The 16,478-nt window shown below is 68.7% G+C and carries 12 protein-coding genes, 1 tRNA gene and 1 riboswitch; of the genes, 9 read left to right on the top strand and 4 right to left on the bottom strand.

The window, feature by feature from the left end; genetic code table 11:
• Window positions 1-72 precede the first annotated feature (72 nt).
• Both DJ017_RS13260 and DJ017_RS13255 read right to left on the bottom strand, forming a co-directional pair.
• Window positions 73-1,749 carry a glycosyltransferase family 8 protein gene (locus DJ017_RS13260; protein ID WP_111529159.1) on the bottom strand — a complete coding sequence of 559 codons (1,677 nt, stop codon included), beginning with the start codon at window positions 1,747-1,749 and terminating at the stop codon, window positions 73-75.
• On the bottom strand, window positions 1,746-2,342 hold the full coding sequence (locus DJ017_RS13255) for an HAD-IB family hydrolase (RefSeq protein ID WP_319417980.1): 597 nt from the start codon (window positions 2,340-2,342) through the stop codon (window positions 1,746-1,748). Before DJ017_RS13255 ends, DJ017_RS13260 begins: the two co-directional genes overlap by 4 nt.
• Before the next feature lie 276 nt (window positions 2,343-2,618).
• Here DJ017_RS13255 and clpX point away from each other — a divergent pair, with 276 nt between their 5' ends.
• From clpX to DJ017_RS13230, 5 genes are all read left to right on the top strand, one after another.
• Window positions 2,619-3,881 (top strand): ATP-dependent Clp protease ATP-binding subunit ClpX, encoded by a 1,263-nt coding sequence (clpX, locus tag DJ017_RS13250; protein ID WP_111529157.1) that lies wholly within the window; start codon window positions 2,619-2,621, stop codon window positions 3,879-3,881.
• Window positions 3,882-4,039: 158 nt separating this feature from the next.
• Window positions 4,040-6,277, top strand: coding sequence for a calcium-binding protein (locus DJ017_RS20955; protein WP_111529156.1), 2,238 nt, complete (start codon window positions 4,040-4,042; stop codon window positions 6,275-6,277).
• A 352-nt stretch (window positions 6,278-6,629) separates the two neighbouring features.
• Window positions 6,630-9,026 (top strand): endopeptidase La, encoded by a 2,397-nt coding sequence (gene lon / locus DJ017_RS13240; RefSeq protein ID WP_111529155.1) that lies wholly within the window; start codon window positions 6,630-6,632, stop codon window positions 9,024-9,026.
• A gap of 199 nt (window positions 9,027-9,225) precedes the next feature.
• The gene (locus tag DJ017_RS13235; RefSeq protein ID WP_111529154.1) at window positions 9,226-9,501 is read left to right on the top strand and encodes an HU family DNA-binding protein; all 276 of its coding nucleotides are present in this window, start codon (window positions 9,226-9,228) and stop codon (window positions 9,499-9,501) included.
• Window positions 9,502-9,581: 80 nt separating this feature from the next.
• Window positions 9,582-9,696, top strand: a riboswitch (yybP-ykoY riboswitch).
• A gap of 87 nt (window positions 9,697-9,783) precedes the next feature.
• A complete protein-coding gene (locus tag DJ017_RS13230) occupies window positions 9,784-10,359 on the top strand; it encodes a TMEM165/GDT1 family protein (protein ID WP_165830620.1) in 576 nt (191 codons plus the stop codon).
• Between the two features lie 4 nt (window positions 10,360-10,363).
• On the opposite strand, the gene DJ017_RS13225 is transcribed toward DJ017_RS13230, so the two are convergent.
• Window positions 10,364-10,834 carry a cupin domain-containing protein gene (locus DJ017_RS13225; RefSeq protein ID WP_111529153.1) on the bottom strand — a complete coding sequence of 157 codons (471 nt, stop codon included), beginning with the start codon at window positions 10,832-10,834 and terminating at the stop codon, window positions 10,364-10,366.
• 89 nt (window positions 10,835-10,923) lie between these two features.
• Here DJ017_RS13225 and DJ017_RS13220 point away from each other — a divergent pair, with 89 nt between their 5' ends.
• Window positions 10,924-11,856 (top strand): LysR family transcriptional regulator, encoded by a 933-nt coding sequence (locus DJ017_RS13220; protein ID WP_165830619.1) that lies wholly within the window; start codon window positions 10,924-10,926, stop codon window positions 11,854-11,856.
• A 12-nt stretch (window positions 11,857-11,868) separates the two neighbouring features.
• Here DJ017_RS13220 and DJ017_RS13215 read toward each other — a convergent pair.
• Window positions 11,869-11,945, bottom strand: a tRNA-Val gene (locus tag DJ017_RS13215).
• A 141-nt stretch (window positions 11,946-12,086) separates the two neighbouring features.
• Between DJ017_RS13215 and DJ017_RS13210 the strand changes: the two genes are divergently transcribed.
• The 3 genes from DJ017_RS13210 to DJ017_RS13200 all read left to right on the top strand — a co-directional run bounded on the left by DJ017_RS13210 (window position 12,087) and on the right by DJ017_RS13200 (window position 16,444).
• On the top strand, window positions 12,087-13,511 hold the full coding sequence (locus DJ017_RS13210) for a peptide MFS transporter (RefSeq protein WP_111529151.1): 1,425 nt from the start codon (window positions 12,087-12,089) through the stop codon (window positions 13,509-13,511).
• 7 nt (window positions 13,512-13,518) lie between these two features.
• Entirely contained in the window at window positions 13,519-14,439 is a 921-nt protein-coding gene (locus tag DJ017_RS13205) for an aldo/keto reductase (RefSeq protein ID WP_111529150.1), read from the top strand.
• Window positions 14,440-14,518: 79 nt separating this feature from the next.
• Window positions 14,519-16,444 carry a flavin-containing monooxygenase gene (locus tag DJ017_RS13200; RefSeq protein ID WP_111529149.1) on the top strand — a complete coding sequence of 642 codons (1,926 nt, stop codon included), beginning with the start codon at window positions 14,519-14,521 and terminating at the stop codon, window positions 16,442-16,444.
• Window positions 16,445-16,478: the final 34 nt, after the last annotated feature.

The following is a 16,478-nucleotide window of genomic DNA, read 5'->3' as shown; positions in this document are numbered from 1 at the left end:
GCCCTCCAGGGGTGGAGTTCCAGGGCGCTCGCCGGGCACGGCGGGCGCTCTTTTCGTTTGGGGCGCGGGCGTTCAGTCCTCGGCCTCGAGCGCGATCCGGCGGCGCAGGACCGTGTCCGGATCCTTCCCGGCGAGGATGTAGCGGCTGACGTCGTAGAGCTGGCCGTCCAGGATCTCCGGCGTGCGGTGGGCATGGGCCCAGAAGGGGACGAGGGCCGGGCTCATGACGCCGTCCAGCGGCTTGATCTTGCCGGAATAGTGCAGGATGGCGCCGCGGTAGGCGGTGAGCGGACGCAGCAGCTCCTTGTCGAAGCCCACGAGCTGCAGGTTGAAGCGCGTGTCGACCAGCGCGATGCGGCCCTTGAAGTGGCGGTTCAGGAAGTCCTGGTCCGGGTGCGCGGCCTGCGGATAGGCGCGGGTGAAGGCGAGAAAGGCCTCCACCAGATCCTCGCTGATGAGGGCGGGGCGGATCGCGAGCACCCCGGAGTTCACATAGGTCGTCGGATCGAGGGCCATCTGGGCGAGCAGCTCGAGGTGGCGCTCGGCGCGGCCCTGGTGACGGTCGTGCACGGCGGCGAGGGGCTGGTCGATCGGGGCCGCCTCGGCAAGCTGGCCGATGTCGAGGCCGTTCACGACGATGTCGGAGTCCAGATAGACGACCAGCGGATGGTCCGCGAACAACCTCGGGATGATCAGGCGGTAGATCGCCGCCGGTCCGAAGCTGCGCAGGGCCTTCGGGTCGAGTCCCGCGGGCAGCGCAACGGGCGTGAGCGTCAGGGGAACGCCCATCGAGTCGGCGATCTCGGCCAGACGCCGCCTGGCGGTCTCGTGCAGATCCGGGGCGTGCAGGAGGTGGACGTGGATCTGACGGCGCGCGTGCTGGGCCAGGGAGGTCAGGGCGACGGCGGTGTTAAGCCAGTAGGATCCGCTGCGGTCCTCGAGGGCGAAGACCACGGGCAGCGCCTCGCCCTGGCGGGCAGCCGCGGCAGGGGCATGGGCCGTCGGCGCAGCAGGCCGCTCGGCGTAGACCCGAACTTCGCCGCTGAGGAAGCGCTGGAGCGCGGGACGCAGGGGCGGGCAGAGGGCGCCGTCCAGCGCCCGCCGGTAGGCGGCGGACGCGCCGCGGGACGTGCAGACGAGCTGGGCCCCGCCCTCGGCCGCCGGGCCCGTTCGCGGGATTAGCGCCACAGCCTCGAGACCGGGCTGGGCGGAGAGCGCCTCGAGCAGCCCGACCGTGAGATCTGGGGCAAGCTCGCTGAGCACGTCGTCGATGACGATGACGCCGCCGGGAGCGAGGGCCGCGGCGGCGAGCGTCAGGTCGTGGCGAAGGGAGGGACGGTCGGCCTGGCCCGAGAGCCGCACAAACCTTGCGGAACCCTGCAGGTGGCCGGCCCAGGCGCTCGCGTCGAGCTCGCTGGAGCTCGCTCTCCGGAGGGCGATGCGGCCAAGCTCGGCCTCACTGAGACGGAGCTGGAGGTTGCGGACGAGCTCGGGCGTCAGATCGGGGCCGGCGACTTCGGTCTGCAGACCGAACACCCGCTCGCCCGGCGCCGCGGCCCGGGCCAGGCCGATGAGCCCCCGGCCGACGAAGACGCCGATCTCGGCAAGCGCGCCGGCGAGGCCTTGGCGGCGCTGTTCTTCGAGGAGGGCGAGAACGGCGCGGCCCTGGGTCTGCGCCAGCCGGCCGCGCGCCGAGGCCATCTGGCCGTCGACGAACCAGTCCCGCGCCCTGTCGAGCGGCTCGCTCATCCGAACTCCGGCCGGCCCTGGAAGATTTTGAAGCCCTGGATCTCCGCGATCTGCAGCATCTCGCGATCGCCCGCGGTGTCGCCATAGGCGGCGCGCAGGGTGACGTCCTCACCGAACGCCTCACGCAGGCGCGCCACCTTCTCCGGGCCGCGGCAGTTGGGCGTGGCGAAGCGGCCGGTGGCCCGGCCATCGGAGTCATAGGCGAGTTCGGTGGCGATCAGGCGGTCGGCGCCGAGGCGCTCGGCGAAGGGGGCGACGACGAAGCTCGGCGAGGCCGACACGATCACGAGCCGCGCGCCCTCCGCCCGCCAGCGGCGCCAAGTGGCCAGCGCGTCCGGGCGGAACAGCATCGGCGCGGTCTCGACGGCGAAGGATTCGGCGTCGGCCTCCAGCTCCGGGGCGGTGAGTCCCCTGAGGAACTCGGTGGCGGCGGCCGCCTTGATCCGGCCACGGTCTTTGTCAAACAGGTAGCGGACGCCCGCCGGCGCCAATCTTGCGAGGCCCAGGGCGTAGCGCGCCGGATCGGCGCGCCAGCGCAGGAAGGCCGTGAAACTGTCCCTGGTCGTGATCGTGCCGTCGAAATCGAACGCCACCAGCGGAGGCTGGGGCGCTTTTGTGCGAAGCGGACGACGATCTTGTGTCATTTCGAGCCGTTTCCCATCTAGGAATACGAAGCGTCCAAGGATGGGGCGCCGCGCCGCCAATTGTCGCTCCTTCGAGCGAAGGCTTGTGATCCTTAGGCGGATCGGGGAATGTCAAGACTTAGACAACCCGCGGCGTGTATTCTGCATTGATGGGGTGAAGGCGCCCCGAAAGGTGATGCAGGGCGCTTGCCGGCCCACGGGTCGCCTACAGAGTGAGAAACGACCATGACCAAGGCCGCGAGCGGAGATTCGAAGAGCACCCTGTACTGCTCTTTCTGCGGCAAGAGCCAGCATGAGGTCCGCAAGCTGATCGCGGGCCCGACCGTGTTCATCTGTGATGAATGCGTCGAGCTGTGCATGGATATCATCCGCGAAGAGCACAAGATTTCCTTCGTGAAGTCGAAGGACGGGGTTCCGACGCCGCGCGAGATCCGCGAGGTGCTGGACGATTACGTGATCGGGCAGGACCACGCCAAGAAGGTGCTCTCGGTCGCGGTGCACAACCACTACAAGCGCCTGAACCACGCCACGAAGAACAACGACGTGGAGCTGGGCAAGGCCAACATCCTGCTGATCGGCCCGACCGGCACCGGCAAGACGCTGCTCGCCCAGACGCTGGCGCGAATCATCGACGTGCCGTTCACCGTCGCCGACGCCACGACGCTCACCGAAGCCGGTTATGTCGGCGAGGACGTCGAGAACATCATCCTCAAGCTGCTGCAGGCGGCCGACTACAACGTCGAGCGGGCGCAGCGCGGCATCGTCTACATCGACGAGGTCGACAAGATCAGCCGCAAGTCGGACAACCCCTCGATCACCCGCGACGTGTCGGGAGAGGGCGTCCAGCAGGCGCTGCTGAAGATCATGGAAGGCACCGTCGCCTCCGTGCCGCCGCAGGGCGGGCGCAAGCATCCGCAGCAGGAGTTCCTGCAGGTCGACACCACCAACATCCTGTTCATCTGCGGCGGCGCCTTCGCCGGCCTTGAGAAGATCATCTCGGCGCGCGGCCAGGGCACCTCGATCGGTTTCGGCGCCAAGGTTTCGGATCCCGACGAGCGGCGCACGGGCGAGATCTTCCGCCAGGTGGAGCCGGACGACCTGCTGCGCTTCGGCCTGATCCCGGAGTTCATCGGCCGTCTGCCGGTGATCGCCACCCTGGACGACCTCGACGAGGCCGCCCTGGTGAAGATCCTCACCGAGCCGAAGAACGCCTTCGTCAAGCAGTACGTGCGCCTGTTCGACATGGAGAACGTCGGCCTGACCTTCACCGACGACGCGCTCATGTCGGTGGCCCGCAAGGCCATCCAGCGCAAGACCGGCGCGCGCGGCCTGCGCTCGATCCTCGAGGGCATCCTCCTGGATACCATGTACGAACTGCCGACCTACGACGGCGTCGAGGAAGTGGTCGTCAACGCCGAGGTGGTCGAGGGCCGCTCCCAGCCGCTGCTGATCTACGCCGAGCGCCGCGACAAGGGCGGGGCGGCCTAACTCAGGCGCCGATACCCGATCGGAAGCCGATACCCGATCGGAAATAGCAGGGCCCCGCAGGCGACTGCGGGGCCTTCTTCGTTTTGCGCTAGCGCAAGGCGGGCCCCTCGCGGCGAACCCAAAGTGTCGACCAGTCGACGCAGCCCGAGGACGACGCCTTGCCCACGCTCACCGTCACGAACACCAACGATTCCGGCGCGGGCTCGCTCCGCAACGCGATCACCACGTCAGGCTCAGGCGACACGATCGTCTTCAGCCTGCCGACCAACTCGACGATCACCCTGGCCAGCGACCTGCCGCAGATCGCCCACGCCCTGACCATCGACGGGGCGGCGGCTGCGGGCCTCACGGTGGACGGCGCGAGCCTCTACCGGGTGTTCTGGGCCGAGAGCGGCGCCATCACCATCGCCAACCTCAGCATCGCCCACGGGCTCGCGCAGGGCGGCAATGGGACCGTGGCGGCCGGCGGCGGCGAGAGCGGCGGCGGCGCGGGCATGGGCGGGGCGATCTTCGTCGACTCCAGCGCCAGCCTGACCCTGAGCGGCGTCGGCTTCGCGAACAACGCGGCCCATGGCGGCGCCGGTGGCCAGTCGCCGAGCGGCCAGGCGCAGGGCGCGGGCGGCGGCGGCATGGACGCGGACGGCCAGGCCTTCAGCGGCGCCGGCGGCGGCGACGGCGGCGGTCCCAACCCGGGCCTCGGCGGGACGGCCGGCGGCACCAACTCCGGCGGGGCGGGCGGGGACTTCAGCGGCGGCGGCGGCGGCGGGGCCTTTGGCCTCGGCCTGGCCGGCAGCGGCGGCGCCGGCGGCTTCGGTGGTGGCGGCGGCGGCGGCGGCTTCGGCGATCCGGGCGGAACCGGTGGCGCTGGCGGCTTCGGCGGCGGCGGCGGTGGTGGTGGTGGCGGCGGCGCCTACGGGACGGACCTTGGCGGCGCAGGCGGCTATGGCGGCGGCGCGGGCTCTCCGAACACGGCCGCGGGCGGCCTGGGCGGCGGCGGAGCGGGCTTCGGCGGCGCGGTCTTCGTGCGCCAGGGCGGAAGCATCACGATTATCGACACGAGCTTCTCCAGCAACAGCGTCACCGGCGGCACGGGTGGCAACGCTCAGAACGGCTCGGCCGAGGGCGCGGGCCTGTTCCTGATGGGCGGCGGGACGCTGAGCTACAGCGTCACCTCCGGCCATACAGCGACCCTGGGCTCCGGCTTCGAGGGCGACGCCAACATCCAGCTGACCAAGACGGGCGCAGGCACTCTGGTGCTGAGCGCGGCGAGCGACTTCAACACCCTGACGGTCAGTGGCGGTGTGCTGCAGGTGGACGCGACCCTCGCCAGCGCCGCCACGACCGTCCAGAGCGGCGGAACCCTGCACGGGGTCGGGACCATCGGCGCGTTGACCGTTCAGTCGGGCGGCATCGTCTCGGCCGGTGACAGCCCGGGAACGCTGAACACGGGCGCGGTGACGCTGGCCTCCGGGTCGACCCTGCAACAGGAATTCGGCTGGGGCGGCCAGTACGACCAGTTGCATGTGACCGGCACGGTGAACCTCGGGGGCGCGACCCTGACCTCGTCGATCCTCAGCGGCTTCTCGGCGGCCGTCGGAGCCCACCTGACGATCATCGACAACGACGGCGCGGACGCCATCACCGGCACGTTCAGCGGCCTGGCCGAGGGCGCGAGCCTGAGCGCGGCGGGCTTCAGCTTCACGATCAGCTACGTCGGCGGCGACGGCAACGACGCCGTGCTGACGGTGACCGCCGCCCCGGTGGTGACGCCGGTCACGCCGCCGACCACGGGCGGCGAGGGCGCCGATACGGTGTTCCTGGACAATGGCGCGAACACCTATTCCGCCCTCGGCGGCGCCGACCTCGTCTATGGCGGCGACGGAACCGACACCCTGCAGGGCAACGCCGGCGCGGACACGCTCGATGGCGGCGCGGGCGACGACATCCTGCGCGGCGGCAAGGACGAGGACCTGCTCCTTGGCGGCTATGGCGCCGACCGGCTGTTCGGTGACCTGGGAGCAGACACCCTGCAAGGCGGAGCCGGGGCCGACACCCTGGATGGCGGCGACAGCAACGACGCCCTGCGCGGCGGCCAGGACAACGACCTCCTGCTCGGCGGAGCGGGCGACGACCGCCTGTGGGGCGACAAGGGAAGCGACACCCTGACCGGCGGCGCGGGCGCAGACCAGTTCCACATCGGCGCCGGCGGCGGAGCCGACCTGGTGACCGACTTCCACCTTTCCGAGGGCGACCGGGTCGTCGTCGACGGCGGGCTGAGCTGGAGCGTGGCGCAGGCGGGCGCGGACACCGTCGTGACCCTCTCCGACGGGGCGACGCTGACGCTTGCCGGCGTGACGGCCTCGACGCTGGCCACGGGCTGGATCCTCGCCGGCTGAACCGGAGCGGATTGCGCCAGCGCAAGGCGGCGCCGCCGATTTCGCGGAGATTGAGGGCGACGCTTGTAGACGGAGGTTCTAATTCCTACCTGACTGGTCGTGGTATGGGGCACAACCTTGCGCCGAACGCGTCGGAACCTGTGGTGAAGCTGACCGCGTGTTCCCGATGAGGCGCAGTGTCGCGCACGGTCCTTGCTTCGCTTGAACGCGAGAACCGAACCGTCCACATAAATCACCAAGTACGCCGTCGTAGCCCGGCGGACGGATCGTCCGACTCAAGCGCATCGTTTGAGTGACCACGATCCGGCGGCCCTGTCCGAGACCAATCGGGCGGGCCAGGAGTTGAAGCATCATGTCCGAGACGAAGATCCTCCCCATTCTGCCGCTGCGGGACATCGTGGTCTTCCCGCACCAGCCCGTCCCGCTGTTCGTCGGCCGGGAGAAGTCCGTGCGCGCGCTCGAAGAGGCGATGCGCAACGAGGGCAAGCAGATCCTGCTCGCCACCCAGAAGGACAAGGACGACGACGATCCCGCGCCCGCCGCGATCTATGACGTCGGCGTGGTCGCCACCGTCCTGCAGCTGCTCAAGCTGCCCGACGGCACCGTCAAGGTGCTGGTCGAGGGCAAGGAGCGCGCCCGCATCGCCGAGTTCACCGCCCAGCCGGACTATTACGAGGCGAGCGTCGAGCCCGTCGCGGAGGAAGGCGCTGGAACCTCCGAGGCCGAGGCGCTGTCGCGCGCGGTAGTCGAGCAGTTCGAAAACTATGTGAAGCTGAACAAAAAGGTGCCGCCGGAGGCGCTCGCTGCGATCCCGCAGATCGAGAACCCGGGCGAACTGGCCGACCGCGTGGCCTCGCACCTGTCGGTGAAGATCGCCGAGAAGCAGCAACTGCTCGAGATCCCGCACGTCGTGAAGCGCCTCGAGAAGGTCTACGCCCTGATGGAGGGCGAGATCTCGGTCATGCAGACCGAGAAGAAGATCCGGAACCGCGTGAAGCGGCAGATGGAGAAGACCCAGCGCGAGTACTATCTGAACGAGCAGATGAAGGCGATCCAGCGCGAGCTGGGCGAGCAGGACGATCATCGCGACGAGCTCATCGAGCTCGAGAAGCGGATCAAGAAGACCAAGCTCTCCAAGGAAGCCCGCGCCAAGGCCGAATCCGAGCTGAAGAAGCTGCGGAACATGAGCCCGATGTCGGCGGAATCGACGGTCGTCCGGAACTACCTGGACTGGCTGCTCTCGATCCCGTGGGGCAAGGCCAAGACCAAGCCGATCGACCTGCAGAAGGCCGAGGACATCCTCAACGAGGACCACTACGGCCTGGAGAAGGTGAAGGAGCGGATCCTCGAGTACCTGGCGGTGCAGAGCCGCGTGGGCACGCTGAAGGGGCCGATCCTGTGCCTCGTCGGCCCGCCCGGCGTCGGCAAGACCTCGCTCGGCAAGTCGATCGCCAAGGCCACCGGCCGCGAGTTCGTGCGGGTGTCCCTGGGCGGGGTGCGCGACGAGGCTGAGATCCGCGGCCACCGCCGGACCTACATCGGCTCCATGCCGGGCAAGATCATCCAGTCGATGAAGAAGGCCAAGTCGACCAACGCCTTCTTCCTGCTCGACGAGATCGACAAGATGGGCAGCGACTGGCGGGGCGATCCGTCGTCGGCCCTGCTCGAGGTGCTGGACCCGGCGCAGAACTCGACCTTCGGCGACCACTACCTGGAAGTCGACTACGACCTGTCGCCGGTGATGTTCGTCACCACGGCCAACAGCCTGAACATGCCCCAGCCGCTGCTGGACCGCATGGAGATCATCCGCATCCCCGGCTACACCGAGGACGAGAAGGTGGAGATCGCCAAGCGCCACGTCCTGCCGAAGCTGACCAAGGACCACGGGCTCAAGCCGGAGGAGTTCATCGTTCCGGACAAGGCGATCCGCGACCTGATCCGCTACTATACGCGGGAAGCCGGCGTCCGCTCGCTTGAGCGGGAACTGGGCAACCTGGCGCGCAAGACCGTGCGTGACCTGGCCCGCGAGAAGGTGCTGTCGATCACCATCGATGACGAGCGGCTCGACAAGTATGCGGGCGTCAAGAAGTACCGCTACGGCGAGACGGACAAGGAAGACCAGGTCGGCATCATCACCGGTCTGGCCTACACCGAGTTCGGCGGCGACATCCTGACCATCGAGGCGGTCAAGATGCCGGGCAAGGGCCGGATGTCCATCACGGGCAACCTGAAGGACGTCATGAAGGAGTCCATCGCCGCGGCGAACTCCTACGTCCGCAGCCGCGCCACCAAGTTCGGCATCGAGCCGCCGATCTTCGAGCGCACCGACGTGCACATCCACGTGCCGGACGGCGCCACGCCCAAGGACGGTCCGTCCGCCGGCGCGGCCATGGCCACCGCCATCGTCTCGGTGCTGACGGGCATCCCGATCCGGGCCGACATCGCCATGACCGGCGAGGTCACGCTGCGGGGCCGGGTGACCGCCATCGGCGGCCTCAAGGAGAAGCTGCTCTCCGCGCTCCGTTCGGGCGTGAAGACGGTGCTGATCCCGGAAGAGAACGAGAAGGACCTGGCCGACGTCCCGGAGAACGTGAAGTCGGGCCTGGAGATCGTCCCGGTCTCGACAATGGACGAGGTGCTCAAGCACGCGCTCGTGCGTCAGCCGACGCCGATCGAGTGGAACGAGGCCGACCATCCCCCCGTCGCGCCGGTCGAAGAGGCCGACGTCGGCGGCCTGGTCACCCACTAAGGGCCTCTGAGCCCCGGAGCGCCGGTCCCGTACCGGCGCTTCGATCAAATGTTGTGTCAGCGGAGCGGCGCGGGAGAATTCCCGCGCCGCTCTCGTTTGACGGCTCCGCTTCCTCGGGCCTTAATCGCCGGCGGGCGAGGGGACCGCGGCTGGCGATCTCCTGGCACCCACACAATAAAAATGGGCTGGGAGAAAACGCATGACCAAGGCCGAACTGGTCTCGGCGATCGCCGACAAGGCGGGCTTGAACAAGGCGCAAGCCAAGCAGGCGCTGGACGCCTTCATCACCTCCGTCTCCAGTTCCCTCAAGCAGGGCCAGGAAGTGCGGCTGGTGGGCTTCGGCTCCTTCGTGCCGGTGAAGCGACCGGCAGGCACGGCGCGCAATCCACGCACCGGCGAGACCGTCAAGCGGCCGGCGATGGCCACCTGCCGGTTCCGCGCGGGCGATGCTCTGAAGAGCGCGCTCAACCGCTAGGGCGGGGGCAAGGAAACACGGGAAGGGCGGCCCCAGCGGCCGCCTTTTTCATTGGCGGGGCCGCCGCGTTCGGATAGAAGCCGCCGGTCTTCGGGGAGTAGCCGTTCGCACCTCCAGCGAAGTCCGCGTCAACAGACTTGCCGAGGCGACGAGCCGGGGCATGGCGCGGACGGCGGGCCAGACACCGGCCCGATTGGCGAGACCGACGATGCGGACCTCCGGCACGTGGCCGGCGGGGGTTGCCGCGTCGTCGTGTTCGATCGCCGGCCCCAAGGAAGTAACGTGAGCCTCGAACCCTTCTTCACATCGACCGCCGTGGTCGCCGTCGGCGAGATCGGCGACAAGACCCAGCTCCTCGCCGTGGTTCTGGCCGCGCGCTTCCGCAAGCCGGTGCCGATCATCCTCGGCATCCTGGCGGCGACCATCCTCAATCACACCCTGGCCGCGACCCTGGGTTACCTGATCGCCGACTTCCTGAGCGGCATGGGCTTCCGCCTGGCGGTGGGCGCGGCCTTCATCGCCATGGCCGGCTGGGCGCTGATCCCAGACAAGGCCGACGACGACGCGGCCGCGGCGACCCGGGGCGGGGTGTTCCTCACCACCCTCATCTCGTTCTTCCTGGTGGAGATCGGCGACAAGACGCAGATCGCCACGTCGCTGCTCGCGGCCCGCTACCATCAGATCGCCATGGTGGCCGCCGGCACGACGCTCGGCATGATGATCGCCGACGCGCCGGCCGTCTTCCTCGGCGAGGCGGCGACCAAGATCGTGCCGCTCCGCTATGTGCGGATCGCGGCGGCCGTGATCTTCGCCCTGATCGGGGTCTGGGTGATCCTGGCCGCCTTCAAGATCCTCTAGCCGGTCAGGCCGCCAGCGGCGGGCCCACGATGTCGATGTGGTTGCGGGCGCAGGCCTCGGTGAGGAGCAGCTTCAGCTCCTCGCTGGGCGCGGTCACCGGCGGCAGGTCCTCGCCGGCCGGCCGGGACATCTCGCGGACCATGCCCTCGAAGTCGCCGCCGACGGTGATGGTCAGGAAATGGGCGCGGGGGCTCTCGATCCGGAAGGTGTGCGGCACGCCCTTGGGGGCCAGCAGGGTCTCGCCCGCCTGGGCCACGACCTCGGTGTCGCCGACCTTGAAGCGCATGACGCCGTCCAGGATGTGGAACACCTCGTCCTCGCGTCGGTGGCGGTGCAGGGGCGGGGAGTCGCCCTGGGCCATCAGCTGTTCGGTGACGCAGACCTTGTCCGGGCCATCGGCGGCGCCGCGGCGGAAGGTGAGGCGGCCGTTCAGGAACCAGATCGTATCGTCGTTCTTCGCTTGATCTTTCAGCATGTTCGCACCTGTGGTTTGAAGGTGCGTCCCATCTGTCACACGGCCTTGCGGTGCGGAAATGGGATGATCGTATGGGGGCCATAAGCGGCATGAATTTAGCCGCCTTCGACCTGAACCTCTTGCGCGTGTTCGACGCCCTGATGCGCGAGCGCAGCGTGACGCGCGCCGGCGAGCAGATCGGTCTCTCGCAGCCGGCGGTGAGCCAGGCGCTGAACCGGCTGCGCGCTCTGCTGGACGATCAGCTCTTCGTCCGGCGCGGGCCGGAGATGGCCCCGACGCCGAAGGCCGAGACCCTGGCGCCCTCGATCCGCAACGCCCTGGCGCTCGTCGAGACGGCGCTGCTGGGGGACAAGGCGTTCGATCCGGGCCAGGCGCAGCGGACCTACACGATCCTGTCGTCCGACTTCTTCTCCATGCTGGTGCTGCCGGAGGTGTTCGCGCGAATGTCGGCGGAGGCGCCGGGCGTGCGGCTGCGGATGGTCGACTCCGCGCTCGGCGACGTGGAGCGCCTGCTGCAGGACGACGCCGTGGACATGGCGGTCGAGCGGCCGCTGACGGTCGCCGAGTGGGTCTCACGCGAGCTGGTCTTCACCTCCTCCTTCAGCATCGTCGCAGCGAGGGATCATGCCGGCATCGCCGCGGCCGGCGTGGCGCCGGGCGGCACCATCCCGCTGGACCTCTTCTGCGCACTGCCGCACGCGATCCGCTCGATCGATGGCTCGATGTCGGGCTGGACCGACGAGGCCCTGGCCTCGGTGGGTCGGCAACGGCGCGTGGTGCTGACGCTTCCCCAGTTCGCCGCCGTGGCCAAGGCGGTGGCCCAGAGCGAGCTGATCGCGGCCATCCCCCGGGAGTACGCCGACGCCGTGGCGGCGGAGGAAGGGCTCGCGGTCTACGAGGCGCCGCTGACGCTCGGCCGCCCGGAAATCAGCATGTACTGGCACAGCCGCCACGACCGGAACCCGGCGCACATCTGGCTGCGGGAGCACATGCGGGCGGCCACGGCCCGGTTCAGGATCTGATGCCGGAGGGAATGGTGGGCGGCGAGGGATTCGAACCCCCGACCCTCTCGGTGTAAACGAGATGCTCTAACCAGCTGAGCTAGCCGCCCTTGTCCCCGCGCTTCTAGAGCAAGTCGCCGGGCTGCGCCTAGCGCTTGCCGCCTGGACCGTCGCCAAAGGCAGATATTGGCCCGTACACTTCCCCAAGTCGCTGAATTCGTTCTAAGTGCGCCCGGGGAGTGGAGGATTCTATGACCGCGAAGACCGTGGCGGACCGGAACGACCGTGCGTTCCTGGGCCACCCGAAGGGCCTGGGCTTTCTGGCGTTCACCGAGGCCTGGGAGCGCTTTTCCTACTACGGCATGCAGACGCTGCTGGTGCTCTACATGGTGCATCAGCTCCTCCTGCCGGGGCACATCGAGCACGTCGCGGGCTTCCCGCAGTTCCAGAAATTCCTGGAGGCGCTGAACCATCGCGAGCTCGCCGGTCAGGCGCTCGCCTCCGCGGTGTTCGGCCTCTACACGGCGATGGTCTATTTCACCCCGTTCTTCGGCGGCCTGCTGGCCGACCGTGTGCTGGGGCGGACGCGGACCATCATCCTCGGCGGCAGCCTGATGGCGCTCGGCCACTTCCTGATGGCCTTCGACGTCTCGTTCCTGGCGGCCCTCGGTTGCCTGATGCTCGGCTCCGGCTGCTTCAAGGGCAACATCGCCGCCCAGGTGGGGCATCTCTATTCGGAGGAGGATCCGCGGCGGGCCGACGCCTTCCAGATCTACTATCTTGGCATCAACGCCGGGGTGATCGCGGCCCCGTTCGTGGCCGGCACCCTGGGCGAGAAGGTCGCCTGGCACTACGGTTTCGGCGTCGCCGGCGTCGGCATGCTGATCGCGCTGGTGATCTACCTGGCCGGCCGCCGCCACCTGCCTAAGGAGCCGGCGCGAAAGGCCGTCGCAGAGGCCCAGCCGAAGGTCCCGATGACCGGGCGTGACTGGCGGGTGCTGGCCGTGCTCATCGCCATGCTCCCCGTGCTGGCGGCCTCGCTGGTTCCGAACCAGCAGATCTTCAACGCCTATCTCATCTGGGCCGAGCGCAGCGCGGACCTGCACCTGTTCGGCATCCCGATCCTGACCTCCTGGATGATCTCGGTGGACTCCATCGTCTCCGTCAGCTGCCTGGCGGGGATGGTGGTGTTCTGGCGCGCCTGGAAGGCGCGGTTCCCCGAGCCGGACGAGCTCGGCAAGATCATCATCGGCTGCGCCTTCTGCGCGGCCGGCATGGCCAGTCTCGCCGTCGGGTCGGCCGTCACCCCGGCGGGCGGAAAGGTGGCGTTCGGCTGGCTGCTGCTGTTCCACCTGTTCAATGACATCGGGTTCGCCAACGTCCTTCCCGTGGGGCTGGCGCTCTATGCCCGATCGGCGCCCCGCGCCATCGCGGGCTCGGTCATCGGCCTCTACTACCTGCACTTCTTTGCGGCGAACTTCTTTGTCGGGTGGCTCGGCGGCTTCCTGGAGAAGATGCCGGCGGCCCAGTTCTGGCTGATCCATGCCGGGCTGGCCGGTGGCGCTGGCGTCGCCTTCATCGTCTTCAAGGCGCTGTTCGGGAAGCTGCTGACCGGCGAGGACGACGTGCCCGACGAGGAGGATGTCGCCGTGGCCGACGCGGTGAAGGCGCCCTGATCCCACCATGCTCTACCGCCCGCTCGGCCGGACGGGCCTGACGGTTTCCGAGATCGGCTTCGGCTGCGCCAGCTATTGGGGCAAGCCGGCTTTCGACGAGACGGCGGCCCTGCGCCTCGTGCACCGGGCCATCGAGCTGGGCGTCACCCTGTTCGACACCGGCGCAAGCTATTCGGCCGGGGAGGCCGAGCCTCGGCTCGGTCGGGCGCTGAAGGGACGTGACGTCTCGGGCCTGGTGGTGGCGACCAAAGCCGGCACCTTCCACACCGGTGGCGGGCGGATAGGGCGCGACTTCAGCCCGGCGGCGATCCGGGCGAGCGCCGAGCACAGCCTCAGGCGGCTGGGCCTCGAGGTCCTCCCGCTGCTGCAGCTCCATGGCCCGGCCATCTCGGAGCTGAGCGACGAACTCATCGCCGTGTTGGAGGGCCTGAAGGCGCAGGGACTGGTGCGGGCGCTCGGGATCAACAGCTTCGACCCGTCTGTGATCGCCCACGCGATCGACATGCCGGCCTTCGACGCGGTGATGGTCGACTACAACGTCCTGCGTCCGGAACGCGCCGCGCTCGTCGCCAGGGCCGCGGCCGCCGGCAAGGGCGTGCTCGCGGGCATGCCGCTGGCCATGGGCCACACGGGGTTCAAGGTGGCGCAAATCCGAGGCCCGCAGGACCTGTGGTACGCCGCCCGCGGCCTCGTCCGGCACCGCGACGAGGTGAGCAGGGGCCTTCGCTTTGCCTTCTTGCACCGGCTGCCCGGCATGAGCGGCAACCAGGCGGCGCTGGCCTATGTCCTCGGCGATCCCAACGTCTCCGCCGCCGTGATCGGCACAACCCGAGTTGCGCACCTGGAGGAGGACGTCGCAGCCTCCGGCATGACGCTCCCATCCGAAGTCACCGAGCGGATTGGTCGCGCCCAGGGGCGCCAACCCTGACGTGGGGAAACCCTTTCGCCGGGGCCCATCGCGAGTCATGCTCGCCTGAACAACGATAACGAAGACGAGGAAACGATCGATGCCCGTCGACACCGCCATGCTGGATGAAGCCCTGACCGTGGGCCACCTGCCGGCGCTGGTCGCCGCCATGGTCCATGTGACCGGCGACCGCTCGTGGCTGAAGGATGAATGGCGACCGCAATATGTGCAGCTGAGCCGGGGCGAGACCGGCCTCTCGCCGGAGGTGGACGCCGAGATCCGCGCCGCCCTGCGCGCCGCCATCATCAAGTACCTGGAAGGCGACCGGAAGCTGCCGCCCGGGCCCGACCAGGCCACCGTCCGCCGGATGATGGACTTCGTCGCCGGCGAGCCGATCCCCGAGGCCTATGCCGACTTCGCCATGGACGAGCTGTCCATCGCCGGGGCGAGCACCAAGGACCCGCAGTTCGAACAGCCCAGGCTCAAGGAGGCGGCGCGCAAGCTGAAGGTGCTGGTGATCGGCGCCGGCATGTCGGGCCTCCTGACGGGCATCCGCCTCAGCCAGGCCGGCGTGACCTTCGAGATCGTCGACAAGAACCCCGACGTGGGCGGCACCTGGTACGAGAACACCTATCCGGGCTGCCGAGTGGACAACTCGAACCACATGTACAGCTACTCGTTCGAGCCGAACCACAAGTGGCCGCAGCACTTCTCGCCGCAGCCGGAGCTCTTGAAGTACTTCCAGGGCATCGCCGACAAGTACGGGCTGCGCAAGCACATCCGCTTCGAGACCCTGGTCGAGGCCTGCGTCTGGGACGAGGCCAAGGACGTCTGGCGCGTGACGCTCAAGGGCAAGGATGGCAAGACGGAGACGGTGGAGACCAACGCCGTGGTCTCGGCCGTCGGCCAGCTCAACCGGCCGCGGTTCCCCGACATCGAGGGCCGCGACACCTTCGCCGGCCCGGCGTTCCATTCGGCCGAGTGGCGCCACGATGTCGACCTGACGGGCAAGAAGGTGGCGGTGATCGGCACCGGCGCCTCGGCCTTCCAGTTCATCCCGGAGATCGCTCCGAAAGTCGGCCACATGACCGTCTTCCAGCGCAATCCGCCGTGGGGCCTGCCGGTCGCGCACTATCACGAGAACGTCGAGGAGGGCTTCAAGTGGCTCCTCGACAACGTGCCCTTCTATGACAAGTGGTACCGCTTCTACCTGTTCTGGACGACGACCGAGGGCTTCCTGCCCATGGTCAAGTCGGACCCGACGTGGAACGGCTCGCCCGGCGCGGTGAGCCAGGCCAACGCCGAGCTGCGCGAAATGGTCGGCGCCTATCTGGCGGCCCAGGTGGCCGACCGGCCGGACCTGGTCGGCAAAGTGGTTCCGGACTATCCGATCGGCGGTAAGCGGGCGGTGCTCGACAACGGCGTCTGGCTGGCGGCGCTGAAGCGGCCGAACGTCGACCTGGTCACCGACAAGGTGGTGAAGATCACGCCCAAGGGCGTCGTCACCGCCGACGGCAAGGAGCACGAGGCCGACGTGCTGATCTACGGCACCGGCTTCCAGGCCTCCAACTTCCTGTCGTTCTACAAGGTGACGGGCAAGGGCGGGCGCGAACTGCACGACGTGTGGGGCGGCGACGCGCGCGCCTACCTCGGCATGACCGTGCCGGGCTTCCCGAACTTCTTCATGATCTACGGGCCCAACACTAACATCGTGGTCAATGGGTCGATCATCTTCTTCTCGGAGTGCGCGGTCCGTTACATCATCGGCTGCCTGAAGCTGATGGCCGAAAAGGGCGTGGCTGCGATGGACGTCAAGAAGGCCGTCCACGACGCCTTCAACGCCAAGGTGGACGAGGCCAACAAGGGCTGGGCCTGGGGCTCGCCGCACGTGTCGAGCTGGTACAAGAACCAGTTCGGCCGGGTGAGCCAGAACTGGCCGTTCGGGCTGATCGACTACTGGCGCGCGACGCTGGCGCCGAACCCGGACGACTTCGTCCTGGAACGCCAGCCGGAGCCGGTGGCTTAGAGCCGAAGCCGGATGCCAATATGGAAGGGCCGCC

Source organism: Phenylobacterium soli (assembly GCF_003254475.1).
Lineage (GTDB): Bacteria > Pseudomonadota > Alphaproteobacteria > Caulobacterales > Caulobacteraceae > Phenylobacterium > Phenylobacterium soli.
This window is presented reverse-complemented; position numbering and strand designations above follow the sequence as displayed.

Excerpts from the sequence above, each read along its gene's own strand:
- clpX (WP_111529157.1), top strand. The coding sequence starts at position 2,619 with ATGACCAAGGCCGCGAGCGGAGATTCGAAGAGCACCCTGTACTGCTCT.
- DJ017_RS13200 (WP_111529149.1), top strand. The coding sequence starts at position 14,519 with ATGCCCGTCGACACCGCCATGCTGGATGAAGCCCTGACCGTGGGCCAC.
- DJ017_RS13260 (WP_111529159.1), bottom strand. The coding sequence starts at position 1,749 with ATGAGCGAGCCGCTCGACAGGGCGCGGGACTGGTTCGTCGACGGCCAG.
- DJ017_RS13235 (WP_111529154.1), top strand. The coding sequence starts at position 9,226 with ATGACCAAGGCCGAACTGGTCTCGGCGATCGCCGACAAGGCGGGCTTG.
- DJ017_RS13205 (WP_111529150.1), top strand. The coding sequence starts at position 13,519 with ATGCTCTACCGCCCGCTCGGCCGGACGGGCCTGACGGTTTCCGAGATC.
- DJ017_RS13225 (WP_111529153.1), bottom strand. The coding sequence starts at position 10,834 with ATGCTGAAAGATCAAGCGAAGAACGACGATACGATCTGGTTCCTGAAC.
- DJ017_RS13210 (WP_111529151.1), top strand. The coding sequence starts at position 12,087 with ATGACCGCGAAGACCGTGGCGGACCGGAACGACCGTGCGTTCCTGGGC.
- DJ017_RS13220 (WP_165830619.1), top strand. The coding sequence starts at position 10,924 with ATGAATTTAGCCGCCTTCGACCTGAACCTCTTGCGCGTGTTCGACGCC.
- lon (WP_111529155.1), top strand. The coding sequence starts at position 6,630 with ATGTCCGAGACGAAGATCCTCCCCATTCTGCCGCTGCGGGACATCGTG.